This window comes from Streptomyces sp. NPDC058576 (genome assembly GCF_042718715.1).
GTDB lineage: Bacteria > Actinomycetota > Actinomycetes > Streptomycetales > Streptomycetaceae > Streptomyces.
Window position 1 is genome coordinate 22,849 of the sequence record NZ_JBHXPF010000013.1, and the last position, 25,357, is coordinate 48,205.

The following is a 25,357-nucleotide window of genomic DNA, read 5'->3' on the forward strand; positions in this document are numbered from 1 at the left end:
GGGGTGTCCGTGGCCCCCCGTGGGGGGGTAGCCTCCTGTGGCGCGTTTAACTTTGCGACGATCTATAACCGTTTTATGGGCCGGGTCCGGCGGGCCCGGCCGATGGGTCATCGGGCGGGCCGAGCGCCGAACTCGCGGCGGTTCAGCGGTTGCTAGCCGCCCGCGCCCTCGGCGACCTCGGCCGCCGGGCGGGACGCGTCGGAGGTGGACTTGACCCGGCGGTCGAGCAGCGAGTCCAGGATCTCGCCGACCCGTATCGCGGTGTTGGAGAGCAACGACGTGGTGATGCCGTGCGTGTGCTCCGTACCCCCCTGGAGGTAGATGCCGCAGCGCAGGCCGGGATCGGTCGAGATCCGGTAGTCGCGCTCCACCCGGACGCGGCCCACGTCGTCGCGCAGGCAGCGCCCGCCGACCTCGCCGAGGAGGCCGAGCGGGTCCGCGGGGCTGTAGCCGGTGGCGAACACCACGACGTCGGCGTCCAGTTCCGACTCCTCGTCGGTCACCAGGGAGCGCACGGTGGCGCGGACGCTGTCGGGCTTCTCCTCCACCCCGGTGACCCGGGACACGTTGAGGAAGCGGAGCCGTTCGGTACCGAGGACCTTCTCCCGGTACATCTGCCGGTAGAGGTCGTCGATCAGGTCGATGTCCACCACGGAGTAGTTGGTGTTGCCGTGGTAGGCCATCAGCCGGTTCTTGACCTCCTCGGGGGCGGCGAAGAAGTCGTCGACCGCGTCGGGGTCGAAGATCCGGTTGGCAAAGCTGCTGTCGTCGGCGGGGCTGTAGCCGTAACGGGAGAAGACCGCGCAGACCTCGGCGTCGGGGAACCGGCGGTGCAGGTAGGCGACGTTCTCGGCGGCGCTCTGACCGGCGCCGACGACGACGAACCGCGAGGGCGGGGGCGAGGCGCTCTCCAGTCCGTCGACCTTGCGCAGCAGGTCGGAGTTGTGCCAGACGCGATCGCCGCGCTCCACGCCGGGGGGCATGACGGGGCGCAGGCCCGTTCCGATGACGAGGTTGCGGGCCCGGTGGACGGCGAGTCCCTCCCCGGACCGGACGGTCACATCCAGGTACTCCACGGCACCGTCGTGGACGTACGGCGTGACCGCGACGACTTCGTGGCCGTAGGAGACCAGGTCGTCGACCTTCGCCGCGGCCCACTCGAAGTAGTCGTGGAACTCCACCCGGAGCGGGAAGAGGTTCTTGTGGTTGATGAAGTCGATCAGCCGGCCCTTGCTCTGCAGATAGCAGAGGAAGCTGAACTCGCTGGCCGGGTTCCGGAGCGTCACCAGGTCCTTGAGGAAGGACACCTGCATGGTGGCGTCGTCGATGAGCATGCCGCGGTGCCAGCCGAAGCTCGCCTGCTGCTCGAAGAAGTGGGCGGTGACCGAATCCTGCCTGCCGACTTTGCTGTTGTGCTCGCTGAGCGCGATCGCCATGGCCACATTGGACGGGCCGAAGCCGATGCCGATGAGGTCGTGGACCAGTGGTGTGTCGCCAGGAAGACCCTGAGACATGTCACTCCCATCGTCTGGGAAAGCCGCCTGTCAGGCGTGAGGGGAAGGGTGCGGGAGGCGGGCATGCCGACGAGGCCGCCCGCCCAAACTTAGGTGAGCCTAAGCTCATCAACCGGTGCTGTCGATAGGGCACATGAAGCGACAACATGCTGATGCCATGTCAATTTTGGCTCGAAACAACCGGTGTTACCGCCTCGCGGGAGGCGGTGCGACCGCCCCCGCCACGGAACGGCCTACGTCCACGGCCGGCCACGACCCCAGTGCGCGGTCGGAGCACGGCCGAATTCCCGCCACCGATCCGGACGTCTATCCGCCTCACCGGACGGCCGCCGCACCGGCTGTGCACGTCCCGACCACCACAACATATTGTTCAAGTTGCAACTATATGGGGCGGCGGCCGCCGACGGGAGTGTCCGGAAAGTCACGACCGGCCCGGAGCCGGCGACTTCCTTACGCTCCCGTGACGTGCGCGCGCCGCGCCCCGCCCGACGGCTCGCCGGGCCCTAGCGTGGCGGTCATGCGCGTACTGGTCACCGGCGGAGCCGGGTTCATCGGGTCACATGTCGTCACCGCCCTGGCCGCGGCCGGGCACGAGAGCGTGGTGCTGGACGCCCTGCTGCCCTCGGCCCACCCCGGCGGCACACCACCCGAACTGCCGGGCGACCGGGCCGTCGTCGGGGACGTCCGGGACCGGGAGGCGGTGGCCGACGCGCTGGCCGGGGTGGACGCCGTGTGCCACCAGGCGGCCATGGTCGGCCTCGGCAAGGACTTCGCGGACGCCCCGCTGTACGTGGGGTGCAACGACCTCGGGACATCGGTGCTGCTGGCGGAGATGGCGGCGGCCGGGGTCCGGGACCTGGTGCTGGCCGGTTCGATGGTCGTCTACGGCGAGGGGCGCTACGCGTGTCCCCGGCACGGCACGGTCCGCCCCGGCCCGCGCGCGGAGGCCGATCTGCGGGCGGGGAACTTCGAGCCGCGCTGCTCGGACTGCGGGGCGGAGCTGGCACCCGGGCTGGTGGCCGAGGACGCGCCGGTGGACCCGCGCAATGTGTACGCGTCGACCAAGCTGGCCCAGGAGCACCTGGCCGCCGCCTGGGCGCGGGCGACGGGCGGCCGGGCGGTGTCCCTGCGCTACCACAACGTGTACGGGCCGGGGATGCCGCGCGACACCCCGTACGCCGGTGTCGCCTCGTTCTTCCGTTCGGCCCTGGCGCGCGGCGAGGCCCCGCGGGTCTACGAGGACGGAGGCCAGCGGCGCGACTTCGTCCACGTGCACGATGTGGCGGCGGCGAACTCGGTGGCCCTGGAGGAGGTGCGGCAGCGGCGGCCCGCGTCCTTCGCCGCGTACAACACCGGCAGCGGCGAGCCGCACACCATCGGCGAGATGGCCGCCGCGCTGGCCGGCGCGCACGGCGGGCCGGAACCGGTGGTCACCGGGGAGTACCGCCTGGGCGATGTACGCCATGTCACGGCGGACTCGCGGGCGCTGCGCGAGGAGCTGGGCTGGCGGCCCCGGGTGTCCTTCGCCGAGGGGATGAAGGACTTCGCGGCGGCCCCGCTGCGCGATGCGCGGGGCCTCGGGCAGGAAGGCCGGGACCGCCGCCGGGAGAGCGCCGTCACGCTGTCGGAAGCGTGACCGAGAAGCAGCAGCCGCCCCGTACGTTGCGGACCTCGGCCCGTCCGGCGTGCGCCTCGACGATGCCGCGCACGATGGCGAGACCGAGACCGGCCCCGGCCGGGGGCGTACGGGCATGGCTGCCGCGCCAGCCGGTGTCGAAGACCCGGGGCAGGTCCTCCTCCGGGATGCCGCCGCAGCCGTCGGTCACCGACATCACGACACCGCCGTCCGACCGGTGCGCGGCGACGGCCACCGTGCCGTCGGGCGGGGTGCGGCGGATGGCGTTGATCAGGAGGTTGCCCAGGACCCGGCTCATCTCCTTGCCGTCGACATCCACCGGCACCTCGTCGATTCGGTCGCCGACCAGCCGCACCCCGTGCTCACGGGCCAGCGGGTCGACCCCGGCCAGCGCGTCGCCGACGAGGTCGTGGAGGGAGATCCGGGTCGGTGCCAGGGTGAGCGAACCGGCCTGGATCCGGGAGAGTTCGAAGAGGTCGCCGACCATGCCGTTCATCCGCTCGACCTCGGCCCGTATCTGCCGCAGATAGCGCCCGGAGTCCACGGCCATGCCGTCCTCGAGCGCCTCGGCCATCGCCCGCAGCCCGGCGAGCGGCGTGCGCAGATCGTGCGAGATCCACGCGACGAGTTCGCGCCGCGAGGTCTCCAGCGCGCGTTCCCGCGCCCGCGAGCTGTCCAGTTTGGCACTGGTGGCGGCCAGTTCGCGGGCGAGCGCGGCCAACTCGGCGGTGGGCTGCCCGGCGGGCGCGGCGAAGGTGCCGCCATCACCGAACGACCGCGTGGCCAGGGTCAGTTCGTGGCTCTGTGCCGCCACCCAGCGACCCAACAGGACAGCCGTGGCAAGGGAGATGAGGGCGGCCATCGCTCCGACGGTCGTGACGACGTAGAGGTCGTGGGGCGAGAGGAACATCGCCCAGGCGACCGTCAGGGTCCCGGCGAGCATCGCCGCCACGGCCACCCCGGCGACGACGCTCAGCGAGACGACCAGCGAACGGTGCCGCAGGAGGCGCAGGACGCCCGCGCCGAGAAGCCCGGCGGCTGCCGCGCCCAGGAAGGCGAAGAGCGCGATGAGCAGGACGTCGGTCACAGCGCCCGGCCTCCGGTCGGCGGCACGGCGGGGACGGTGGACGGACCGGTTCCCGCCCGCCCCGGACCGGCTCCGTAGCCGTGGTCCCCGGCCCGGGCCCGGTCAGGGCCGGCCGCGCCCGGGCCCTCCGTATCCAGGTCCAGGCGGTACCCGACTCCCCACACCGTGCGGATCAGCCGGGGGCGGGCCGGGTCCTGCTCCACCTTGCCGCGCAGCCTGCGGATGTGGACGGTGACCGTCGAGAGGTCGCCGAAGTCCCATCCCCAGACCTCCCGCATCAGCTCCTCCCGGCCGAACGCCTTGCCGGGGTGCCGAAGCAGGAAGGCGAGCAGGTCGAACTCCCTCAGTGTCAGGGCGAGTCCTCGCCCGTCGCGGTGGGCTTGCCGGGCGGCCGGGTCGAGGCTCAGCCCGCCGCCGGACAGCAGCCCGGCCTCGGCCGCCGGCAGGGCGGTCCGCGCGCGGCGAAGCACGGAGTCGACCCGCAGGACCAGTTCCCGCGGGCTGAACGGCTTGGTGACGTAGTCGTCGGCGCCGGTCTCCAGGCCGAGGATGCGGTCCTCCTCGTCGCCGCGGGCGGTGAGCATGATGACGGGGACCGGCCCGTGCTCACGCATGCGGCGGCAGACCTCGAACCCGTCCATGGCTGGGAGCATCAGGTCCAGCACCACGAGATCGGGCCGGCATGCCGCGAACCGTCCCAGCGCGGCGGGCCCGTCGTCGGCCTGCTCGACGGCGTAACCGGCGCGGTGCAGATAGCCGACGACGACCTCCGCGACGGTCGGGTCGTCGTCCACAACGAGTACCCGGCCGCGCGCCCCCTGGGGGACGGGAGCCGGACCGGGGGCGGGCGGGGTGTTCTCCATGGCCTCCACTGTGGCACCCCGCTCCCGGCGCGCCGGGGCCCGATCGTCACCCATCCGGCCGATGTCCATGTTTCGTAAGAACCTGATGCCCCAAATGCCTGAGTTGTCTCCGTAGGGTGATGCGGGTGACCGATTCTTCTGCCGTTCCTCCGCGTCCGCCCGCCCCGCACACCGGCCTCCCGAAGGCCGACATCGTTCTGCCCTGCCTCGACGAGGCCGCCGCTCTGCCCTGGGTGCTCGATCGCATCCCCGACGGCTGGCGCGCGATCGTGGTCGACAACGGCTCGACCGACGGTTCGGCCGAGCTCGCCCGGTCCCTCGGCGCGAAAGTCGTCACGGAGCGACGGCGGGGGTTCGGCGCGGCCTGCCACGCCGGGCTGCTCGCCGCCGAGGCCGAGTTCGTCTGCTTCTGCGACTGTGACGGCTCCCTGGACCCCGCGCTGCTGGCCGGCTTCGTGCGGCGGGTGGCGGACGGCGAGTGCGATCTGCTGCTCGGCCGCCGCCGCCCCGAGGGCCGGGGCGCCTGGCCGCCGCACGCGCGCGCCGGCAATCTGGCGCTGGCCCGGATGCTGCGCCGCCGTACCGGCCTGCGCCTGCACGACCTCGGCCCGCTGCGGGCCGGCCGCCGCGCCGACCTGCTGGCCCTGGACCTCACCGACCGGCGCAGCGGCTACCCGCTCCAGATGGTGGTCCGGGCCTCGGACGCCGGGCTGCGGGTCGCCGAGAGCGACGTCCCCTACCGGCCGCGCACGGGCAAGTCGAAGGTGACCGGCACCTGGCGCGGAACCTGGCACGCGGTGCGCGACATGCGGGGCGTCCTGCGCGAGCCACCGGCGGACCGTACGCCGGGCCGGGCCGCGCGCACGGAGACGGGGGCCCTGCGATGAGCGCGTACAGGCCCATGGGGCCGACGGAGTTGCTGGTCATCGCGAAGGAGCCGGTGGCCGGACGGGTCAAGACCCGGCTGTGCCCGCCCTTCTCCCCCGCCGAGGCCGCCGAGCTGGCCGCCGCGGCCCTCACGGACACCCTGGAGACCCTGCTCGCCCTCCCCGCCCGGCGGCGGGTCCTGGTCCTCGACGGGCGGCCGGGCCCCTGGGCGCCCCCGGGGTTCGAGGTGGTGCCGCAGAGCGCGGGCGGTCTGGACGAGCGCCTCGCGGCGGCCTTCGGCGGGTGTACGGGGCCGGCCCTGCTGGTCGGCATGGACACCCCGCAGATCACGGCCGGGCTGCTCGCCCCCGCTCTCGCCCCGGACGCCTGGGACGGCTGCGGGGCCTGGTTCGGTCCGGCCGAGGACGGCGGGTTCTGGGCCCTGGGCCTGGCGGAGCCCGACCCCGCCCTGCTGCGCGGGGTGCCGATGTCCGTCCCGGAGACCGGTGCGGTGCAGCGGCGCAGGCTGGTGGAGGCGGGGCTCGCCGTACGCGATCTGCCGATGCTGGTCGACGTGGACACCGCGGCCGACGCACACCGGGTCGCGTCGGCCGCGCCGGGCGGCCGGTTCGCCGCGGTGCTCGGCCGGCTGACCGGGGCGGGGGTGCGATGAGTACGACCGTGCCCTCGTCCGAACTCGCCGCACCGGCCTCCTGCGGCCCTGCCGATTCGCCCGACACGCACCACGAGGCCGCCGTCGACGGCGCGTACTCCTCCGACGCGCCGGCCCGGGCGGGTGCGATCCGCACCGCTCCCTGGGGCGCCGACCCGTACGCCAACGCGCTGCGCACGGGACGTGGTCCGCTGTTCCTGCGCCGCAGCGACGGCTGGCTGCTGCCCCTGGACGTGGAGCGCTGGTGTTCCGACGCGGGCTCCGCCGACCTGTCCGCGCTGCACCGGTGCGAGGGGCCGGTGCTGGACATCGGCTGCGGGCCGGGGCGGCTGGTCGCCGAGCTTGCCTCGCTCGGACACCGGGCGCTGGGCATCGACGTCAGCGAGGCGGCGGTGGCCCGTACGCGCGGTCTCGGCGGCGCGGCCCTGCTCCGCAGCGTGTTCGACCCGCTGCCCGGGGAGGGCCGTTGGGGCACCCTGCTGCTCCTCGACGGCAACATCGGCATCGGAGGCGACCCGGCCGCCCTGCTGGACCGGGCGGCCGATCTGCTCGGCGCCGGCGGGCTGCTGATCGCCGAGACGGCTCCCGTGGACGTGGACGAACGGGTCCGGGTCCGGCTCGACGACGGCCGTTCCGGACCGCCCGGGGAGGCCGCGCCCACCGCCGTACGCGAAGCCGCCGCCGAGCCGTTCCCCTGGGCGCGGATCGGAACACCCGCTCTGCTGCGGCACGCCCGCGCGGGCGGCTGGCGTACGGCCGATCAGTGGGGTGCGGAGGGACGGACCTTCGTCTCGCTGCGCCGTCCCGTACGGGAGCGGAGCGCCCGGACCAGCAGCCAGAGCGCGGAGAGCGCGAACAGCGTGCCGGTGATCAGCAGCCAGTTGCCGAAGTAGACGTCCGGGGTGGTGCCGGCGGCGGCCTCGTACCGCCGTTCGGTCCGCCGGGCGATCAGCGGGAACCAGATCAGCAGGAGCAGCCCGGAGAGGAACGCCGGTACCCGGACGAAGTTCACCAGGGCCGTCCGGGGGCCGAGCGCGGCGCGCAGCGCCCGGTCGGCCCCGGCGTACACCGGCAGCAGCACCAGGTCGTGCAGGACGGCCGACCCGGCGAGCCAGAGCAGTACGCCGAAGGTGTCCCCGTCCAGCAGCCGTACGCCCGCGTAGCCGGCCAGGCAGAACGTGGCGACGAGCAGGACCAGGTGGAGCGGGCCCTCGCCGTACAGGCGGCGCGGCGAGAAGCGCGAGCGGCGGGGTGCGGTGGAGCGCGGCGGCACGGCGCGGGTGGACATCACAGCTCTCCGAACGTCAGGGTCTCGACCCACTTGGTGTTCAGCACCCCGGGCGCGGCGGGGACGATGATCCGGGCCGGGTAGCCGTGGTCGAGCGACAGCGGGGCGCCGTTCACCTCCAGGGCGAGCAGCGAGCGGCCGTCGCGGACCTGGTTGTCGCGCAGCGCGGCCTTGCGGAACGAGCCGCTGCGCTGCAACGACTCCACGAACACGGCCGGGGGCCGGTCCGGGTATCCGGCGAGCGCCGCCAGGTCGGAGAGCCGCACGCCGCGCCACTGCTGGTCCGAGGTGGACCAGCCCTCCACGCAGGCGATCGGGAGCGCCGCACTGTGCTGTTCCATGGCCAGCAGCTCGGCCCGGGAGAAGCGGAGTTCCCCCGCCGGCCCCCGTACGGTCAGCCGCCAGCGCTCCCCCGTGTCGGCGGGCCCGATCCGTACGGCGGCGGCCGTCTTGTTGATCTGGAAGGCGTTCGGCCCCGGCCCCGGGTCGGTGCCGCCGCGTGGGGTGAGGAGCGCGATGCGGCGCAGCGGCCCGTCGAAGCTGCGGCCCGCCGAGGTGATCAGCAGAAGCAGCGAGCCGGCCCCCACCATGGCCAGCGCGCCGCGCCGGGAGAGGGTGGCGGGCAGCGGGTCGGGGGCGGCGAGGGTGTCCGCTTCGCCGCGTGGGACGCCGTTGCGCAACACCCGTACGGCCTGCGGCGCCTTGAGGGCCGTATGGGTGACGAACCCGGCGAGGAAGACCCAGGCCCCGTAGAAATGCAGGGTGTAGAAGGACCCGGGGAAGAGGTAGTCCAGCTGGATGTTGAGCAGTCCGGTGAGGAACTGGAACAGCGCCCCGCCCACGAGCAGCAGCAGCGAGAGCCGCTCCAGGGCGTGGCCCACGGAACGGGCGGGCGGCAGGGCGAAGAGCCGGGGGATCACCGACCAGAGCTTCGCGAACAGGACGGGCACGAGCACGATGCCGACGGTGACGTGCAGACCCTGGGTCAGCCGGTAGAGCCAGTGCGGGCCGGTCGGCCAGGAGAACAGGTAGAAGCCCAGCAGGCCCTTACCCGGGGTCTTGTCGTTGACCCGGTTCAGGTCCGGGTTGTAGGCGGCGTACGAGAGCATCCCGGTCACGAACAGCAGGGTCAGCCCGGCGAGCAGGACGACCCCGAGCACGGCGGTGAAGCGCGCCCCGCGCACGGGGCTGCGCCAGAATCCCGGGTCGGCGGGCGTGCGCAGACCACGGAGTCTTTCGGGCAGGGGGCGGATGGATCGGCGTTCGGGCATGAAGCCGACGCTAAGCGCGGAACACCCTCCGTGGGCGGAGGCGACTCCTGACGGAATTCTGACGTCGCGTCCGGACGACGCGACGGGCATCGTCCCACAAGAGCAGTGGACGGAACGGATCTGACGTTTCGGTGACGCGGCCCCGCCGTACCGCCCGATCGCCGCCCGCTGTGCATAGCGTGCCAGCGTGAAGACCGAGGACGTCACCCCCACGGACACCGCCGACGGCACCGGGCACGGCCCGCCCGGACCGCCGGACCGCACCCAGGACCGGGCCCGGCGCGCGGGGCGGGCGGATCTGGTCGCCGCCGCCGCGGGCGTGCTGCTGGTCGTCGCCGCCGTGCTCATCGGCCGGATCATCCAGGACCGGGACGGAACGCTGTTCGCCCAGTGGCCGCCCTTCCTGGCCTCCTGGGACCCCCATCTGGGCCCCGGCACCCCCGCCGCGCTGACCATGGCCGTCCTGGTCGTCGCGTACGGCCCGTCGCTCGCCGCCCGGCTGCCCTGGCGCGGGCTCCTCGCGGCGGCCTGGGCCGGGTCCACGGTCTGGGTCTTCTCGATGGCACTGATCGACGGCTGGTACCGGGGTGTCGAGCGGCGGCTCACCACCAAGCACGAGTATCTGCAGGTCATCGACCGCTTCGCGGACATCCCCGCCACGCTGCGCGGCTTCACCGACCACATCCTGTTCGACGCGCCCGGCAACTGGCCCGCCCATGTCGCCGGGCACCCGCCGGGCGCGACGCTGACCTTCGTCTGGCTGGACCGCATCGGGCTCGGCGGCGGCGCCTGGGCGGCCGTCTGGTGCGTCGTGGTGGGCAGTTCGGCGGTGCTGGCCGCACTGATCACCGTTCGGGTGCTGGCCGACGAGCGCCTGGCCCGACGTGCCGCGCCCTTCCTCGTCCTCGCTCCGGCCGCCGTCTGGGCGGGCGTCTCCGCCGACGGCTACTTCGCGGCCGTCGCCGCCTGGTCGGTGGCGCTGCTCGCCCTGGCCGCCACCCGCCTGGTCCGCTTCCCGGCCGCGGCCGCGGTGGGCGGGGGTCTGCTGTTCGGGTGGACCTGCTACCTCAGTTACGGGCTGGGGCTGATGGCGGCCGTCCTGCTCGCGGTCCTGGTGCTCGCCCGGACCGCCCGGCCCGTGCCGCTGTTCCTGCTCGGCGCGCTCGTGGTCCCGGTGGCCTTCGCCCTCGTCGGGTTCAACTGGTGGACCGCCTATCACCTGTTGGTCGAGCGCTACTACCAGGGCGCGGGCGGCGTCCGCCCGTACGGCTACTGGGTCTGGGCCAACCTGGCCTGCGCGACCGTCGCGGCCGGGCTCGCCGCCGTCGCCGGGCTGCGCCGGAGCGCGGTGGCCGCGCCCGGCGCCGTACGGGCGCTGCGGGGCGGCCCCGCGGCCTCCCCGGAAGGGCGGCTTGCGCTGATCGTCCTGGCGGGGCTGGCGGCGCTGCTCGCCGCGGACCTCTCCGGCATGAGCAAGGCGGAGACCGAGCGCATCTGGCAGCCGTTCCTGCTGTGGCTGCTGCCCGCGGCGGCGCTGCTCCCCCGCCGGGGGGTGCGGTGGTGGCTGGTCGCGTCGGCGGTTCCGGCCCTGCTCGTCAACCACCTGCTGTGGACGGGGTGGTGAGGCCCGCCCCGGGGTGAGCGGCCCTCACTTGGTGTCCAGGTCCCGGCGGCGGAAGCCCGCCAGCCCCAGCGCGATCAGTCCGGCCGCGACGGCGGTCAGGGCGAGCAGCGGGGTCCAGGCCATGTCGGCGGCCGGGAGCTGGGGCACATGGCCGAACGGCGACAGGTTCGTCATCCAGTCCGGGAGCTGCAGGATGGGCCCCAGGTAGCCGACGAGGAACGCGTACACGGGCACGATCCAGGCCGCCGCCCCCGCCCTCGGGAACCAGCCGAAGAGCAGGACGGCCACGCCGGCGGTCACCCACAGCGCCGGGGCGTACGCGGCCGCCGCCCCGGTCAGTTCGAGGACCAGGCTTCCGTCCCCCGCCGACGCCGCCCCCGAGACGCCGAAGCCCAGCCCGGCCAGGACCAGCAGCGCCGTGCCGCCGGCCAGGGCGACGGCGATGTGGCTGCCGAGCCAGCGGGTGCGGGAGAGACCGGTGGCCAGGAGCGGTTCGGCGCGGCCGGCGTTCTCCTCGGCACGCGGTCGCAGCGCGGCCATCACCACGTACACGGCGGCGACGACCGCGACGACGACCATCACCATGGACGCGAACGACTCGGCCACGGTGGCGCCGCCGATGTCCTTCAGCGCCTCCTGTAGCTGCTCGACGTTCTTCACCATGTCGGCGGCCTCGCCGAGGATCGAGCCGTACATGACGCCCATCAGACACAGCCCGGCGGCGAAGCCCAGCAAGGTCGCCCGGTGCAGCCGCAGGGCGAAGCCGAAGGGCCGGGTGAGCGCGTCGGACGCCGTACGCCGGCCGAGCCGCGCGGAGCGCAGGCCCGCGCCGACATCGCGCCGGGTGCTCAGGACGAAGCCGTAGGCGGCGGTCGCGGCGGCGAGGAGGAGGCAGAGGGCGAGCGGCCACCACCGGTCGTCGACGAAGACGTAGGTGCGCTGGCTCCAGCCGATCGGGCTCAGCCAGGACAGGGCGTCGTTGCCCACGTCGCCGGAGGCCCGCAGCACGTAGGCCACGCCGATCGTCGCGAGCGCCATGCCCGAGGCGCCCCGGGTGTGCGCCGTGACCTGCGCGGTGATCGCGGCGATGCCCGCGAAGACGAGCCCGATCGCCGCATGGGCGAGGCCGTACAGCAGCGCCCCGCCCGGACCGATTCCGTCGATGTCCGTCGCGGTGAGGCCCAGGGCCAGCAGCAGGGCGAGGCCGAGGTTGGCCGCGACGGCGACCGCCAGGGCAGCGGCGAGGTGCGCGTGGTGTCCGACGACGGTGGAGCGGACCAGTTCGGCGCGGCCGGTCTCTTCCTCGTCGCGGGTGTGCCGGGTGACGATCAGGACGCTCATCAGGCCGACCAGGACGGCCATGAAGCCGAGCATCTGGTGGCCGAGCATCGCGCCGGCGGTGTAGTCGGACAGATAGTGGCGGGGGCCGGTCATGGCGAGCGCGGCCGGACTGTCCATGGAGCTGACGGCCGCGGCGCGCTCCTCGGGGGTGGCGTACAGCGCTGTGTACTCGGCCGCCGTGGCCAGGGTGCCCACGGTGAGGGCGAGCAGCCACACGGACATGCGGACGCGGTCCCGGCGCAGGTCGAACCGGAGAAGGGTCGCGGTGCCGGTGAAGGCGGCGGGAAGGATCCTGGCGGGCGTGGACCGTTCGGAGGCGTCGAGGGGCGCGGCGATGCCGGTCATCGGTCGCCTCCGCCGTTGCCGCCGGAGATTGAGGAGGCCGGGGAGGCTGACGAGGCGAGTGCGTCGCCGTAATGACGCAGCATCAGCTCTTCGAGCGTCGGCGGATGGCTGGTCAGGCTCCGGATGCCGAACTCGCCGAGTCTGCGGATCGCCGCGTCGAGGTGCGCTCCGTCCACGGCGAAGTGCACCCTCCGGTCGCTCGCCTCCAGTCCGTGGACACCGGGCAGGGCGTCGAGTCCGGTGGCCGGGCGTTCGGTCTCGGCCTCGACGGTCGTCCGCGTGAGGTGGCGCATCTCGCCGAGCGTGCCCGACTGCACGGTGCGGCCCTGGCGGACGATGCTGACGCGGTCGCAGAGCTTTTCGACCTGGGCCAGGATGTGGCTGGAGAGCAGCACGGTCTTCCCCGCGGCCTTCGCCCGGAGGATGACGTCCTGGAAGACGACCTCCATCAAGGGGTCGAGGCCCGCCGTCGGCTCGTCCAGGAGAAGCAGTTCGGCGTCGGAGGCGAGCGCGGCGACGATGGCGACCTTCTGCCGGTTGCCCTTGGAGTAGGCGCGGCCCTTCTTGAGCGGGTCGAGGTCGAACCGGTCGATGAGCTCGTCGCGCCGCCGCCGGTCGAGTCCGCCGCGCAGCTTCGCCAGCAGGTCGATGGCCTCGCCTCCGGTGAGACCCGGCCACAGCTCGACGTCCCCGGGGACATAGGCGAGCCTCCGGTGCAGCTCGACCGCGTCCTTCCAGGGGTCCTTGCCGAGGAGTCGGACGCTTCCGGAGTCGGCGCGCAGCAGACCCAGCAGAACGCGGATCGTCGTGGACTTGCCCGCCCCGTTGGGTCCGAGGAAGCCGTGGACCTCGCCGGCCTCCACGTCGAGGTCGAGGCCGGTGAGGGCGCGTGTCGGGCCGAACGACTTGTGCAGCCCGGAGACGGTGATGGCCTTCTTCATGTTTCGAAACTACGCTTCTTTCAGAAATGTGTGAAGTTAAGGAAGTGTATGAATCGCTCGTAGACTGGCCGAAGGCGCGGGCGGCACGCGAGCGCCGGGAACCACGGAGACCGGAGTCGGAACATGGATGAGCGGCGGGCGGACAACCGCGCGGACGGCGACGACGAGGCGGCGGCCGTCTCCCGGTTCGTGGAGCGTTTCGCCGCCCAGCTGGTCCAGGCGGGCATGACCCGTATGCCGGCCAGGGTCTTCGCCGCCCTGCTCTCCTCGGAGCAGGGGGCGCTCACCTCCGCCAAACTGAGTGAGCAGCTGAAGGTCAGTCCGGCGGCCGTGTCGGGAGCCGTCCGCTATCTGGCCCAGGTCAACCTGGTCAGCCGTGAGCGGGAGCCGGGGTCCCGGCGCGAGCGCTATCGCGTCCAGGGCGACCAGTGGTACGACGCGCTGCTCGAACGGGACGCCTTCCTGAGGAACTGGCAGACCACGATGCGGGAGGGCGTGGAGCAGTTCGGACTCGACACCCCGCAGGGCCGCCGGATCAACGACACCCTGGAGTTCTTCCTGTTCCTGGAGAAGGAGCTCGGCTCGCTGATGCGGCGTTGGGCGGCGCACCGGGCGGAACACCTCGGAGGCTGACACCCGGAACGTCCACGGGGATCGCCGGTGCGTACGGTGCTGGTGCGGGCCCCTGGGCAGGCCCCCACCGGCACCGGCGCGTCACGTGAGCAGCCGGGCCCCGCTCGCGGCCTGTTCCAGCAGTTCCTGAATGCGCAGTCCGTGGGCGGCGTCGATGCCTGTGCTGCGCCCCGTGCGTACCGCGGTGGCGAACTCCTGTCGGAGGATCGGCCAGCACTCCTCGTGGTCGATGTCCGCCGTGTCGTAGATCAGTTCCTCGTCCGGGCCGAACAGCTCCACCCGGGTCTTCGTCCTCTCCACTCGCACGCTGCCGGAGAGGGACGCCTGGCTGATGGCCCCGTTGGCGTGTTCACAGGTCAGTTCGATCCAGCGGCGTGGATCCCCGGCGGCGCGCACCGAGGTGATCGGGCCGACCGCGGTGTCCAGGAGGTCCAGCAGGTGGGGGCCGAGGTCGAGGAGCGCGCCGTGTTCGAGGCGCCAGGAGGTGGCGAACTCGCCGCCGAGGAAAGCTCCGTGGAGGTAGCAGGAGCGGGCGCCCGTCACCTTGAGGGCGGCGGCCTTCGCGAGGAAGTCCCTGGTGGTCGGGTGGTACCTCTTGGTGAGCACCAGTTGGGAGACCACGCCGTGCTCCGCGACCGCGTCCGCGACCGCTCGGGCCCCCGCCAGATCCGTGCCCAGTGGCTTCTCCAGCAGCAGGGCGTGGCCGGCCGCCGCGGCTCGCGGGGCCAGGGCGGCCTGGACGGCGGGCGGTACCGCGAAGGCGACGGCCTCGCAGGTGTCGAGGAGTTCCTCGAAGGAACCGGCCGCCGTGGCCCCGTGGGCCGAGGCGATCTCGGCGGCCGCTCCGGGGCGGCGGGCCCAGACCGCCGTGAGTGTCGTCTCCGGGCCCGCGGCCAGTATGCGGGCGTGCGTCGCGCGCGCCCACGGTCCGGCGCCCACGAGGCCGACCCGGACCGGCCGGCCGGTCCAGGCGTGCGGAAGGGGGATGGTTGAGGACATGCTCGGCTCCGTCGTCGACGTGAGAGGGGTTCAGGCGGCGTCGCCGCTGCGGGCAAGGGCCGTGAGGCGGGCGTCGGCCCGGTCGGGGGCGTACAGGTGCTCGACGACCATGACGCCGGCCCCGGCCAGGGCGGCCTTGTCTCCCAGTTCGGAGGTGACCACCTGAAGGCGGGCGGTGGTGCGGGGCATGGCCCGTTGGTAGATGAGTTCCCGGACGCCGGTCAGGAACGGGGTGCCGGCCAGATCGCCGCCGAGCATCAGCACGCCCGGATTGAGCAGCGTGACGACGGTGACCAGCACCTCCCCGACCCGCTGACCGGCCTCGCGGGCCAGCCGTACGGCGTGCGGCTCGCCCGCGGCGAGGTGGGCGCGGACATCGGACCCGGAGGCGGTGGGGATACCGATCGCCGTCAGCTGCTCCGCGATCGACCGGCCGCTGGCGACGGCGGCCAGGCAGCCGTAGGAGCCGCACATGCACAGTGCGTCGGGGCGGTCGTGCAACCGGATGTGGCCGATGTCGCCGGCGCCGCCGTCGATGCCCCGGTAGATCTCGCCGCCGACGACCACTCCGGCGCCGATTCCCGTCGCTGCCTTGATCAGGACGAAGGCGTCGCACCGGGGATGTCCGGCCCGCTGTTCCGCGAGGGCCATCAGGTTGGCGTCGTTGTCGACGAAGACGGGCAGCGGGCCGGTGCCGGGCGCCGGGCCCACGTGCTCCAGCCAGGCGTCGCGGAGCCGTTCGCGGACCGGGAAGCGGTCCCAGCCCGGCATGATCGGCGGCTGTACGATCTGCGCGGTCTCCCACTCGACGGGTCCCGGAACGGACAGTCCGATTCCGCAGACCTTGTCGGCGGGTACCGCGGCCTCGGCGAGCAGCGGGCCGAACCAGCGGGCGAGTTCGTCCAGCACCCGGTCGGGACCGTCGGCGATGACCAGGTCGCCGGTGTGCTCGGCGAGGGTCCTGCCCGCGAGGTCGAGGACGGCCGCGCGCGCGTGCCGGGTCTCCAGATCCGCGACGAGCACCACCGCGTGGGTGGGGTCGAACTCCAGGCGCGCCGAGGGGCGTCCGCCGGTGGAGGTGCCGGTGGCGCCGCGCAGCCAGCCCGCGCCGAAGAGCTGGTCGAGCCGGTGTCCCACGGTCGACCGGGAGAGGCCGGTGGCCTGTTGGAGCTCTCCGCGTGTGGTGGCCTCACCGCTGCGGATGAGCCGCAGCAGATGTCCCGCGCTGGCCTGGTTTCCTGCCATCCCCGCCATCCTAGTTCGATCATCGGCGTTCCGCCGCCGCCCGATGTCCGTGCCCGGTGAGCGGGCATCAGCTCTTGTCGGCCCCGCTGGTCAGCCCCTCGGTGAGCAGCCGTTCGGCGGCGAAGAACAGCAGTACCACGGGAATCGTGAGGACGACGGAGCCGGCCATCAGCACGGTCTTGGAGACCTCGATGCCGTTGGCCAGCTGCTGGAGTCCCAGGGAGACCGTCCAGGCGTCGGGATCGGCTGCCAGGAAGAGGAGGGCGAAGAGGAACTCGTTCCACGCGATCATGAAAACGTACAGCCCGGTGGCCATCAGGGTAGGCATCGCCAGCGGCAGGATGATTCTGCGGACGGTCTGCAGCCGTGAGGCGCCGTCGATCGCGGCGGCTTCCTCGATGCTGAACGGGATGGTGACGAAGTAGTTCTTCAGCATGTAGATCGACACGGGGACGGTCTGGGCGATGTAGACGATCGCGAGGCCGACGAGGCTGCCGGAAAGTCCCATCTTGGCGAACATGACGAAGAGCGGCACGGCGAGCAGGGTCGCCGGGAAGAGGTAGACGGCCAGGAAGAGCGCGCTGACCTGACGGCCGCCGAAGAACTTCAGCCGGCTGACCGCGTAGGCGCCGGGCACGGCGGCGGCCAGGGTGAGCAGGACGGTGGCGATGGCGACGAGCGCCGAGTTGAGCAGCATGCCGAGGAAGCCCTGGCCGCCCTCGGACGCGGGCTTCAGGACGCTTTCGTACGTGGTGAGGGTGATGTCCTTCGCCGACACCCAGAGGCTGCCGGGGTTCTGGAGCAGTGCGTCGATGGGCTTCACCGACAGCATCAGCATGTAGAAGAAGGGCAGGATGGTGATCGTCAGCAGGAAGACGATCACGAGGCGGCGCAGGGTTCCGAAGAGGAGTTCCTCGCAACGCGCGCGGGTCAGCGGGGTCCTGGTCCGCCGGGCGGTGGGCGGGGAGTCCGCGGTCCGCTCGGGTCGGACGCTTTCCAGGGTCGGGGTGGCGGTCATGCCGATTCCTCCTGCACCTTCTTGGCGAAGAACCTGAAATAGACGCCCAGGAGAGCCATGAGCACGACGGCGAGGACGAGCGCCTGCGCGGAGGCGGCTCCGACGTCGAAGCGCGAGGTCAGGAAGTCGTAGACCCGTACGGCCACGACGTCCGTGCCCGAGCCGCCGCCGGTGAGCAGATAGATGTCGTCGAACTTGTTGAACGTCATGATGAAGCGCAGCACGGACAGCAGGGCGATGACGGGCATCAGCTGCGGCAGCAGGATGTGACGGAAACGCTGGGAGACGGTGGCGCCGTCCACCTCCGCGGCCTCCTCCAGCGAGGCCGGTACCGCCTGGAGGCGGGCCAGCATGAAGAGGAAGGCGAAGGGGAAGTAGCGCCAGGCCTCGAAGGCGATGACGGTGAGCAGTGCCAGCGGGATGTCGAAGTGGACTCCGAGTACGCCCACTTCGTAGGACCGGGTCGACAGGAAGGCGATCGGGTCGTCCCAGCCGAAGAACCTTCGTCCCCAGTCGTTGACGAAGCCGTACTGCGGGCTGAGCGCCATCTCCCAGACGAAGGAGACCGCGACGACGGGGGCGACGTACGGCAGGAGCATCGCCGCGCGAAGGACGCCGCGGCCGCGGAAGGGCCGGCGTAGTGCGAGGGCCGCGATCAGGCCGAGGACGACCGATCCGGCGGTGGCCCCGACGGTGTACAGGAGCGTGGTGCCCAGGCTGCTCCAGAAGCCGGGCGAGCCGAAGACCTGGGAGAAGTTGTCCAGGGTCCAGCGGCCGAAGAGGCCGTTCTCCTGGATGCCGACGAGCTTGGCGTTCTGGAAGGCGAGCAGGACGGTCCACGCGATGGGCAGGAGCACCACGACGAGGACGACCAGGAAGGTGGGGGTGACGAAGGCGAGTCCCGCGCGGTTCTCCCTGCTGTCCGCCGATCGCGGCTGGTTGCGGCGCTTCTTCGCGTCGCGCTGGAGTGTGCTCATGGGTCGGTTACCTCGGTGAGGGAGCGGTGTGCGGCGTCCGGCCACGGCTGCTGGTGCCGGTGGCCGCCGGTTACTGGAGGGACTTCTGGAGGGCGGCCACTTCGTCGTTGGCCTCCTTCGCGGCCTCCTTCGGTGAGATCTGGCCGCTGGTCATCGCGCCGATCGCCTTGGCGACGGGAAGTTCGCCGTTGGTCGCGCCGACGAGGGTTCCCTGTCCCTGGGTGAGGCCCCAGCGCTTCATGTCGCCGACCCCGTCGACGAGCCGGTCCAGCAGCTCGGGCGGGAAGGCCTTCTGCAGGGACTCGCGGCGGTCGACGCCCATGACGCTGCTCCGCCAGGCCTGCTCGAAGGAGCCGGGTTCCTGCGGAGTTCCGGTGCGGACCGGGATCTTGCCCTCGGGCGCCATGCCGAACCAGTCCTCGTAGCCCTTGTTCATCATGTACTCGATGAAGGCGCGGGAGGCGCCGGTCTCGGCGGTCCTGGTGACGGTCCAGGAGGTGATCTCGCCGAACTGGGCGGGTTCGTCGCCGTCCGGGCCCTGGAGGGAGGTGACGACCTCGGTGTTACGGGCGAGGAAGCCCGGGTCCTCCTTGCACTCGGGGCAGCTGGGCAGGGCGTCTTTACGGAGGCCGGCCAGTTCGTCCAGCAGGAAGGAGGACCAGACCATCATCGAGGACGTGCCGGAGAAGTAGGAGGCGCGGGTGGTGTCCACGCTCTGCGTTCCGGGCGCGCCGTGCTTGCGGGCGAGGTCGTCGTAGGCGGTGAACGCGGCCTCGCAGGCCGGTGAGTCGAGGGCCGGGTCACCGGCCTCGTCGACCAGTTCGCAGCCGTTGGCCAGGGCGAGGTCCTCGAAGCTCTGCTGGGTGAAGACATCCGAGGGGTCGGTGGCCAGCGAGACACCGTCGCGGCCGTCCCCGTCCAGCTCGGCTGCCGCCTTCAGCGCGCGGCCGTAGCTGTCCGGCGCCCGCAGGCCGGCGTCCGCGAAGCGGTCCTTACGGTAGACGAGGAGCTGGAGCCAGGCGTCAGAGGGGACGCCGAGCCGGGTGCCGCCGTCCTCGGTGAGCGCGAGCGCGTTGGGGTTGAACGTCCCCGGGCCCAGGTCCTCGACGATCCGGTCGGCGATCTCGGTGTTGAGCAGTCCGTTGCCGTACATCTGCCAGACCTGGCCCATGGGGACGGCCCCGATGACGTCGGGGAGCTCCCCGGCCGCCGCCGCCGACATGATCAGCTGGGGCAGCTGCGCCTCGTCGACACCGACGAGGTCGACCTTGATCCCGCTCTCCTTCTCGAAGCGGCTGACGACCTTCCGCGTCGCGGCCATGCGCGGTGGCAGGTTCTCCTGCGACCACACCGTGATCCTCTTGTCGGCCCGCCGGTTTTCGCCGGAGCCACCGGAGCAGCCGGCCAGCAGACCTGCGGCCAGGGTCACGGCGAGTCCCGTCAGGGCCGCCTTTGACCGTCGGACTTTCATCACCATTCTGTGTCCTCACGCCACTTACGCATTTTCCGCAAGCATCACAGCACCACTTTTGCTGGTTGACAAGACATAAGCATCAGATATCTTCGACTTAAGTCAGCGAGCAGCACACCTCCCAGCAGTACGGAGACCCCGTGGAACGCGTCGTCCAGTTCACCGGCCCCCGCCAGGTCGAAGTCGCCGAGCACGAGAGTGCTCCCCTTCCGGCCGGGCATCTGCGGGTACGAACTCGCTATTCCGGCATCTCGGCGGGCACCGAACTCACCGCCTACCGGGGGACGAATCCCTACCTGACCCGGACCTGGGACGCCGAGAGCCGGCTGTTCCGCGACGGGGCCGCCGGTATCGAGTACCCGGTGGCCGGCTGGGGCTACTCCGAGGTCGGCGAGGTCACCGAGGTCTCCCCGGAGCTGGTCTCCACCCCCGGCATGCCCGCCGTCGGCGACCTGGTCTGGGGTATCTGGGGCCATCGCAGCGAAGGCGTGGTCCCGGCTGCCCGGATGATCGGCCACGCCCTGCCCGCCGGGCTCGAACCGCTCGCCGGAGCGTTCGCCCGGGTCGGCGCCATCGCGTACAACGCGATCCTCGCCGCCGACATCCATCTCGGCGAGGACGTCGCGGTCTTCGGCCAGGGGGTCATCGGTCTGCTCACCACCCGCCTCGCCCAGCTCAGCGGCGCCCGGGTCACCGCGGTCGACGCCATCGAGAGCCGCCTCGCGACCGCGCTCCGTTACGGGGCGCGGCACACCCTCAACGCGCGCACCGACGAGGTCGCGATGCGCATCCGCGAGGCCACCGGCGGGGCGGGCGCCGATGTCGCCATCGAGATCAGCGGCGTCCATCCGGCCCTGCACGAGGCAGTCCGCGCGGTGACCGTGGGCGGCCGCGTCGTCGCCTCCGGGTTCTACCAGGGCGACGGCACGGGACTGCGGCTGGGCGACGAGTTCCACCACAACCGGGTCCAGCTGATCTCCTCGCAGATCGGCGGGGTGCCGCCGCAGCTGGCCGGCCGGTGGACCGTCGAACGGCTCCAGCAGACGTTCCTGTCCCTGGTCGCCGAGGGCCAGGTCGATGTGAAGTCCCTGGTCAGCCATGTCGTACCGGTGGCCGATGCCGCCGACGCCTACGTCCTGCTCGACGAGCGGCCCGCCGAGGCCCTCCAGGTCGTCCTGGAGTTCTGAGACCGGCCGCCCCCAACCGCCCCCGCCCGTCCACGCGGTCGAGCCCGGCCGGCCGTCGCCGACGGACCGGATCCCCGCGTCCCCCAGCGCCGAAAGGCATCCACCCCATGCTCAAGACCGCCTGCCAGGAACAGCTTCTTCCCGGCGACTCGCTCCAGGAGAAATGGGCCTTCGCCCAGGACGCCGGGTTCGACGCCATCGAGCTGCGCTCCAAGGGCGACTTCCACTTCCGCGACCGGCTGCCCGAGCTGACCCGGGCCGTCGCCGACGGCGTGGTCATGCCGACCGTCTGCGTCGACATGCTCCACTTCTTCGCCGCCTTCGACGAGAGCCTGCGCCGCGACGCGCTGGACCAGATGAAGTCCCAGATCAGCGTGGCGGCACAGATCGGCGCGCTGGGCGTGCAGACCCCCGCCTCCTACGGAATGTTCTCCCGCCGGCTGCCGCCCTTCGAGCCGCCGCGCACCGAGCAGCAGGACCGCGAGGTGCTGCTGTCGGGGCTCACCGAACTCGGCGAGCACGCCCGCAAGGAGGGCGCGGAGCTGTATCTGGAGCCCCTCAACCGGTACGAGGACCACATGGTCAACCGCCTGGAGCAGGCGGCCGAGCTGATCCGCACGGTGGGCCTGGACTCGGTGCGCATCGGCATCGACAGCTACCACATGAACATCGAGGAAGCCGATCCCGCCGCCGCCATCCTCGCGGCCGCCCCCTACATCGGCCATGCCCAGGTCAGCGACTCCAACCGGTTCCAGCCCGGCGCGGGCCACCTGGACTGGCCCGCCTGGATCGGCGCGCTGCACACCATCGGTTACGAGGGCCACCTCGCCGCCGAGTGCCGTCTGACGGGTGACCCCGTCGCGGCCGTCCGCTCCATCCCGGCGTTCCTGCGGAGGTCCGGCGCGTGACGACGCTCCTCACCACTCCCGTGCCCGCCGCCACCGGAGACCTGACGCTCCGGCGCGGCGCGGCACGGGTCCTGCTCACCAACTGGACCGGCGCCTCCACCATCCCCTCCCGCGGTCTGTACCCCCACCAGTGGAGCTGGGACTCCGCGTTCATCGCCATCGGCCTGCGCCACCTGTCGGTACGCCGTGCCCAGCGTGAGCTGGAGAGCCTGCTCGGCGCCCAATGGGCCGACGGACGCGTCCCGCACATCGTCTTCAACCCGGCGGTGCCGCTGGACGCGTACTTCCCCAGCCCCGACTTCTGGCGCTCCTCGCGGGCCGGAGCCGCAGCGGGCTCTCCGGCCGGCACCGAGACCTCCGGCATCGTCCAGCCGCCCGTGCACGCGCTGGCCGCCTGGCTCGTCCACCTCGCCGACCCGGACACCTCACGCCGGCGCGGCTTCCTGAAGAGGGTGTACGGCGCCCTGGCCGCCTGGCACGACTACCTCACCGGCCCGCGCGACCTGGGGGGCGGCCGACTGGCCTCCGTGGTGCACCCGTGGGAGGCCGGGATGGACAACAGTCCCTGCTGGGACAAGCCGCTGGAACGCGTCGAGCCGATGGCCCCGGGCAGCTACCGGCGCGCCGACCTCGACCACGGACAGCCGGCCGAGCGCCCCACCGATCTGGACTACGGGCGCTATGTCCGGCTGGCGGCCGACTACCGCGACGCGGGGTACACCGATGCGCGGGGCAGCCACGCCTTCGCGATCGAGGATCCGTGCGTCAACGCCCTGCTGATCGTGTCGGAGCACGCGCTCGCCCGGATCGCGGCGGAGGCGGGGGCGGATCCCGCCCGCCACGAGGAGCGGGCCGAGCGACTCACGGCGGCTCTGGTGGAGCGGCTCTGGTCGCCCGCGGCCGGCATGTTCCTCTGCCGCGACGTGGTCGGGGGCGGGCTGATCGCCGAGCGCAGCGTCGCCGGGCTCGTGCCCCTCGTCGTGCCCGGGCTGCCGCCGCACATCGTGCGGGCCCTGATCGCCACGGCGACGGGCGACGGCTTCCGCCTCGGCGAGGTGCCGATGGCGCCCAGTTTCGACTTCTCCGGCGCGGCCTTCGACCCGTCCCGCTACTGGCGCGGGCCCGCGTGGTTCAACACCAACTGGCTGCTGGAGCGGGGCCTGAGGCAGTACGGCTACGGTTCCGCCGCCGACGCGCTGCGCGGGGCCATGCTCACCGCGGCCGGCTCCAGCGGCTTCTCCGAGTACGTCGACCCGGTCACCGCGCAGGCGCGCGGCACCAGGAACTTCGGCTGGACGGCCGCCCTCGCCCTGGACCTGCTGGCCACCGGGCCGGTGGCGAACGGCGAGACGGACCCCGGCCTCACCGAGGGAGCGGACACGTGAACGACAGGCAAGGCCCCACGCTGGTGCGCTCGGGCACCTTCGCCGTCCTGGGCACCGACGGCTCCATCACCGGCCGGGGCGGCACGATCCCGGACGGACTCTTCCATCGCGACGCCCGTCATCTGAGCCGACTGGCCCTGAGCGTGGGCGGAGTTGCCCCGACCGTCCTGGTGCCGTCCTCGGGAGAGCACTCCGCCCGGTGCGTTCTCACCCCGCCGGGGACCCGGGACGAGCCGGCGGACTACACGATCTTTCGCGAACAGGCTCTGGGAGAGGGCGTGCTGACGGAGCATCTGCGGCTGGTCAACAACCTCCCCTCCCCCGTCACGGCGATCCTCGTGTTCACCCTGGACGCCGACTTCGCCGACCAGTTCGAACTGCGCTCCGACCGACGCCGCTACCTCAAGGAGGGCGCGGAGCGAGCGGCCCAGGCCGGGCCGGACGGGGTCACCTTCAGCTACCGGCGCGGCCACTGGCTCTCCCGCACAGTCGTGCACGCGAGCCCTGCCCCCGCCTCCGTCCGGCCCGACGGGGACGAGGGCACCGCGCAGCGGCTGGAATGGCGGCTGGACGTACCTGCCCACGGCTCGGCGAGCCTCACGCTCACCGCCACGGCGTACGCCCACGGCGCGCCGGTGCCCGCGGCCGTCACCTCGCCGCAGGAGGCTCGATCCGAACTGGCCCGCGACACCCAGGCCTTCACCGACGTCCCGCTGTCGCTGCCGGCCGACGCGCCCGCTTCGCTGGCCGCCGCCTGCGCCCGGGGGCTGAGCGATCTGGCGGGGCTCCGGGTGCCGGTGACCGGCACGGGCGGGGAGCTTGTCCGGGTGCCGGGCGCCGGAGTCCCGTGGTTCCTCACCCTCTTCGGCCGGGACTCCCTGCTCACCTCCCTGTTCGCCCTGCCCTACCGACCGGAACTCGCCGCGGCCACTCTGAGCGCGCTGGCCGCGACCCAGGGGACCGGTCACGACCCGGACCGGGGCGAGCAGCCGGGACGCATCGTCCACGAGATCCGGCACGGCGAACTGGCCCACTTCCGCCAGGTCCCCTACGGCCGCTACTACGGCTCGATCGACGCCACCCCCCTCTTCCTCGTACTCCTGGAGAAGTACACGCGGGCCACCGGCGACCCCTCCCCCGCCTCCCGGTGGGAGGGGCAGGCGCGGGCGGCGGTGGACTGGATGTTCCGCGACGGCGGACTCGACGAGCACGGATACCTGGTCTACACCCCCGATGTGCGGGGTCTGGTCAACCAGAACTGGAAGGACTCCGCCGGAGCGGTCTGCTTCGCCGACGGCACGCAGGCCGAGGGACCCATCGCGGTGTCCGAGGCACAGGGGTACGCCTACGACGCGCTGGTACGTACCGCTCGGCTGGCCCGCACCTGCTGGAGCGACGCGGCGTACGCCGAGCGGCTGGAGCGGGCCGCCGCCGAGCTCCGCGACCGGTTCTCGCGGGACTTCTGGATGCCGGAGGCCGACTTCCCCGCGCTCGCCCTGGACGGCCGGGGCCGCCAGGCCGACGCACTGGCCTCGGACGCCGGTCACCTGCTGTGGTCGGGCATCCTCGACGCGGAACAGGCCGGGCGGGTGGGACGGCGCCTGATGGAGCCCGACTTCTTCTCCGGGTGGGCTGTGCGGACGCTGGCCTCGGGACAGCGGGCGTACCACCCGCTCTCCTACCACCGCGGCAGCTGCTGGCCCCACGACAACGCGGTGATCCTGCTGGGCCTCGCCCGCCACGGCCTGGCCGACGAGGCACGCACGCTGTCCCAGGGTCTGCTGGACGCCTCCGCGTACTACGGCCACCGGCTGCCGGAGGTGCTCGCGGGATACGGACGCACCGAGCACCCGCGCCCCGTGCCCTATCCCCACTCCTGCTCGCCTCAGGCCTGGGCGACCGCCACGCCGCTGGCCGTCCTCAGTGCCCTGCGGCGGCTGCGCCCGGCATGATCCCGCGTCGCGCGGTTCACGCCCCGAGGCCGCGCCGAGGTTGCGCCGGAGGGTGAGCAGCGGGGGTGGCGGCGATCCGCAGCGCACCGCGCCCGCCAGGGAGTCCCGGTGTCGCAGGCGTCCGCTGTCGAT

At 72.6% G+C, this 25,357-nt stretch carries 21 protein-coding genes; 10 read left to right on the plus strand and 11 right to left on the minus strand.

The genetic code is table 11. The features are described 5' to 3' along the window. Positions 1-152: 152 nt before the first annotated feature. On the minus strand, positions 153-1,514 hold the full coding sequence (locus ACFWRV_RS12565; protein ID WP_384332449.1) for a lysine N(6)-hydroxylase/L-ornithine N(5)-oxygenase family protein: 1,362 nt from the start codon (positions 1,512-1,514) through the stop codon (positions 153-155). 517 nt (positions 1,515-2,031) lie between these two features. Between ACFWRV_RS12565 and ACFWRV_RS12570 the strand changes: the two genes are divergently transcribed. Beyond that, positions 2,032-3,150 carry an NAD-dependent epimerase/dehydratase family protein gene (locus ACFWRV_RS12570; protein WP_384332452.1) on the plus strand — a complete coding sequence of 373 codons (1,119 nt, stop codon included), beginning with the start codon at positions 2,032-2,034 and terminating at the stop codon, positions 3,148-3,150. Here the strand turns inward: ACFWRV_RS12570 and ACFWRV_RS12575 are convergent. Both ACFWRV_RS12575 and ACFWRV_RS12580 read right to left on the minus strand, forming a co-directional pair. Further along, the gene (locus ACFWRV_RS12575; RefSeq protein ID WP_384332455.1) at positions 3,131-4,237 is read right to left on the minus strand and encodes a sensor histidine kinase; all 1,107 of its coding nucleotides are present in this window, start codon (positions 4,235-4,237) and stop codon (positions 3,131-3,133) included. The genes ACFWRV_RS12570 and ACFWRV_RS12575 overlap by 20 nt on opposite strands. After that, on the minus strand, positions 4,234-5,100 hold the full coding sequence (locus ACFWRV_RS12580) for a response regulator transcription factor (protein WP_384332458.1): 867 nt from the start codon (positions 5,098-5,100) through the stop codon (positions 4,234-4,236). The genes ACFWRV_RS12575 and ACFWRV_RS12580 overlap by 4 nt, the downstream gene beginning before the upstream one ends. 119 nt (positions 5,101-5,219) lie before the next feature. Between ACFWRV_RS12580 and ACFWRV_RS12585 the strand changes: the two genes are divergently transcribed. Genes ACFWRV_RS12585 through ACFWRV_RS12595 form a run of 3 tightly spaced genes read left to right on the plus strand, consistent with a single transcriptional unit; the run spans position 5,220 to position 7,533 of the window. Next, positions 5,220-5,987, plus strand: coding sequence for a glycosyltransferase family 2 protein (locus ACFWRV_RS12585; protein WP_384332461.1), 768 nt, complete (start codon positions 5,220-5,222; stop codon positions 5,985-5,987). Next, entirely contained in the window at positions 5,984-6,640 is a 657-nt protein-coding gene (locus ACFWRV_RS12590; protein WP_384332465.1) for a DUF2064 domain-containing protein, read from the plus strand. Before ACFWRV_RS12585 ends, ACFWRV_RS12590 begins: the two co-directional genes overlap by 4 nt. Further along, positions 6,637-7,533 (plus strand): class I SAM-dependent methyltransferase, encoded by an 897-nt coding sequence (locus tag ACFWRV_RS12595; RefSeq protein ID WP_384332468.1) that lies wholly within the window; start codon positions 6,637-6,639, stop codon positions 7,531-7,533. The genes ACFWRV_RS12590 and ACFWRV_RS12595 overlap by 4 nt, the downstream gene beginning before the upstream one ends. A 394-nt stretch (positions 7,534-7,927) precedes the next feature. On the opposite strand, the gene ACFWRV_RS12600 is transcribed toward ACFWRV_RS12595, so the two are convergent. Next, on the minus strand, positions 7,928-9,199 hold the full coding sequence (locus ACFWRV_RS12600; protein WP_384332471.1) for a molybdopterin-dependent oxidoreductase: 1,272 nt from the start codon (positions 9,197-9,199) through the stop codon (positions 7,928-7,930). A 187-nt stretch (positions 9,200-9,386) separates the two neighbouring features. Between ACFWRV_RS12600 and ACFWRV_RS12605 the strand changes: the two genes are divergently transcribed. Then, positions 9,387-10,823, plus strand: a complete 1,437-nt coding sequence (locus ACFWRV_RS12605) for a hypothetical protein (protein ID WP_384332474.1) — start codon at positions 9,387-9,389, stop codon at positions 10,821-10,823. A 24-nt stretch (positions 10,824-10,847) separates the two neighbouring features. Here the strand turns inward: ACFWRV_RS12605 and ACFWRV_RS12610 are convergent, their stop codons facing one another. Both ACFWRV_RS12610 and ACFWRV_RS12615 read right to left on the minus strand, forming a co-directional pair. Beyond that, positions 10,848-12,509, minus strand: a complete 1,662-nt coding sequence (locus ACFWRV_RS12610) for an ABC transporter permease (protein ID WP_384332476.1) — start codon at positions 12,507-12,509, stop codon at positions 10,848-10,850. Further along, positions 12,506-13,450: an ATP-binding cassette domain-containing protein gene (locus ACFWRV_RS12615; RefSeq protein ID WP_384332479.1), complete on the minus strand. Its 945-nt coding sequence runs from the start codon at positions 13,448-13,450 to the stop codon at positions 12,506-12,508. The genes ACFWRV_RS12610 and ACFWRV_RS12615 overlap by 4 nt, the downstream gene beginning before the upstream one ends. A 123-nt stretch (positions 13,451-13,573) precedes the next feature. Here ACFWRV_RS12615 and ACFWRV_RS12620 point away from each other — a divergent pair, with 123 nt between their 5' ends. Continuing rightward, positions 13,574-14,083, plus strand: a complete 510-nt coding sequence (locus ACFWRV_RS12620; protein WP_384332482.1) for a GbsR/MarR family transcriptional regulator — start codon at positions 13,574-13,576, stop codon at positions 14,081-14,083. Positions 14,084-14,164: 81 nt separating this feature from the next. On the opposite strand, the gene ACFWRV_RS12625 is transcribed toward ACFWRV_RS12620, so the two are convergent. The 5 genes from ACFWRV_RS12625 to ACFWRV_RS12645 form a co-directional block, all read right to left on the minus strand. Further along, entirely contained in the window at positions 14,165-15,082 is a 918-nt protein-coding gene (locus tag ACFWRV_RS12625) for a Gfo/Idh/MocA family protein (protein WP_384332485.1), read from the minus strand. A gap of 30 nt (positions 15,083-15,112) precedes the next feature. Next, positions 15,113-16,327 (minus strand): ROK family protein, encoded by a 1,215-nt coding sequence (locus tag ACFWRV_RS12630; protein WP_384332488.1) that lies wholly within the window; start codon positions 16,325-16,327, stop codon positions 15,113-15,115. Positions 16,328-16,394: 67 nt separating this feature from the next. Beyond that, positions 16,395-17,261, minus strand: a complete 867-nt coding sequence (locus tag ACFWRV_RS12635; protein WP_384332729.1) for a carbohydrate ABC transporter permease — start codon at positions 17,259-17,261, stop codon at positions 16,395-16,397. Between the two features lie 80 nt (positions 17,262-17,341). After that, the gene (locus ACFWRV_RS12640; RefSeq protein WP_384332491.1) at positions 17,342-18,322 is read right to left on the minus strand and encodes a carbohydrate ABC transporter permease; all 981 of its coding nucleotides are present in this window, start codon (positions 18,320-18,322) and stop codon (positions 17,342-17,344) included. A gap of 70 nt (positions 18,323-18,392) precedes the next feature. Then, positions 18,393-19,799 (minus strand): ABC transporter substrate-binding protein, encoded by a 1,407-nt coding sequence (locus ACFWRV_RS12645; protein ID WP_384332494.1) that lies wholly within the window; start codon positions 19,797-19,799, stop codon positions 18,393-18,395. A gap of 134 nt (positions 19,800-19,933) precedes the next feature. Here ACFWRV_RS12645 and ACFWRV_RS12650 point away from each other — a divergent pair, with 134 nt between their 5' ends. From ACFWRV_RS12650 to ACFWRV_RS12665, 4 genes are all read left to right on the plus strand, one after another. Next, complete coding sequence (locus ACFWRV_RS12650) at positions 19,934-20,980, plus strand: zinc-binding alcohol dehydrogenase (RefSeq protein ID WP_384332496.1); 1,047 nt, start codon at positions 19,934-19,936, stop codon at positions 20,978-20,980. Positions 20,981-21,087: 107 nt separating this feature from the next. Further along, positions 21,088-21,888 carry a TIM barrel protein gene (locus ACFWRV_RS12655; RefSeq protein WP_384332499.1) on the plus strand — a complete coding sequence of 267 codons (801 nt, stop codon included), beginning with the start codon at positions 21,088-21,090 and terminating at the stop codon, positions 21,886-21,888. Continuing rightward, a complete protein-coding gene (locus tag ACFWRV_RS12660) occupies positions 21,885-23,273 on the plus strand; it encodes a trehalase family glycosidase (RefSeq protein WP_384332502.1) in 1,389 nt (462 codons plus the stop codon). Before ACFWRV_RS12655 ends, ACFWRV_RS12660 begins: the two co-directional genes overlap by 4 nt. After that, positions 23,270-25,225 (plus strand): glycogen debranching N-terminal domain-containing protein, encoded by a 1,956-nt coding sequence (locus tag ACFWRV_RS12665; RefSeq protein WP_384332505.1) that lies wholly within the window; start codon positions 23,270-23,272, stop codon positions 25,223-25,225. Before ACFWRV_RS12660 ends, ACFWRV_RS12665 begins: the two co-directional genes overlap by 4 nt. Positions 25,226-25,357 lie beyond the last annotated feature (132 nt).

Bases quoted from the DNA above. Each gene is read 5' to 3' on its own strand.
- ACFWRV_RS12565 (WP_384332449.1), bottom strand. From the start codon at position 1,514: ATGTCTCAGGGTCTTCCTGGCGACACACCACTGGTCCACGACCTCATC.
- ACFWRV_RS12570 (WP_384332452.1), top strand. From the start codon at position 2,032: ATGCGCGTACTGGTCACCGGCGGAGCCGGGTTCATCGGGTCACATGTC.
- ACFWRV_RS12580 (WP_384332458.1), bottom strand. From the start codon at position 5,100: ATGGAGAACACCCCGCCCGCCCCCGGTCCGGCTCCCGTCCCCCAGGGG.
- ACFWRV_RS12585 (WP_384332461.1), top strand. From the start codon at position 5,220: ATGCGGGTGACCGATTCTTCTGCCGTTCCTCCGCGTCCGCCCGCCCCG.
- ACFWRV_RS12590 (WP_384332465.1), top strand. From the start codon at position 5,984: ATGAGCGCGTACAGGCCCATGGGGCCGACGGAGTTGCTGGTCATCGCG.
- ACFWRV_RS12595 (WP_384332468.1), top strand. From the start codon at position 6,637: ATGAGTACGACCGTGCCCTCGTCCGAACTCGCCGCACCGGCCTCCTGC.
- ACFWRV_RS12600 (WP_384332471.1), bottom strand. From the start codon at position 9,199: ATGCCCGAACGCCGATCCATCCGCCCCCTGCCCGAAAGACTCCGTGGT.
- ACFWRV_RS12610 (WP_384332476.1), bottom strand. From the start codon at position 12,509: ATGACCGGCATCGCCGCGCCCCTCGACGCCTCCGAACGGTCCACGCCC.
- ACFWRV_RS12615 (WP_384332479.1), bottom strand. From the start codon at position 13,450: ATGAAGAAGGCCATCACCGTCTCCGGGCTGCACAAGTCGTTCGGCCCG.
- ACFWRV_RS12620 (WP_384332482.1), top strand. From the start codon at position 13,574: ATGGATGAGCGGCGGGCGGACAACCGCGCGGACGGCGACGACGAGGCG.
- ACFWRV_RS12625 (WP_384332485.1), bottom strand. From the start codon at position 15,082: ATGTCCTCAACCATCCCCCTTCCGCACGCCTGGACCGGCCGGCCGGTC.
- ACFWRV_RS12630 (WP_384332488.1), bottom strand. From the start codon at position 16,327: ATGGCAGGAAACCAGGCCAGCGCGGGACATCTGCTGCGGCTCATCCGC.
- ACFWRV_RS12640 (WP_384332491.1), bottom strand. From the start codon at position 18,322: ATGAGCACACTCCAGCGCGACGCGAAGAAGCGCCGCAACCAGCCGCGA.
- ACFWRV_RS12645 (WP_384332494.1), bottom strand. From the start codon at position 19,799: ATGGTGATGAAAGTCCGACGGTCAAAGGCGGCCCTGACGGGACTCGCC.
- ACFWRV_RS12655 (WP_384332499.1), top strand. From the start codon at position 21,088: ATGCTCAAGACCGCCTGCCAGGAACAGCTTCTTCCCGGCGACTCGCTC.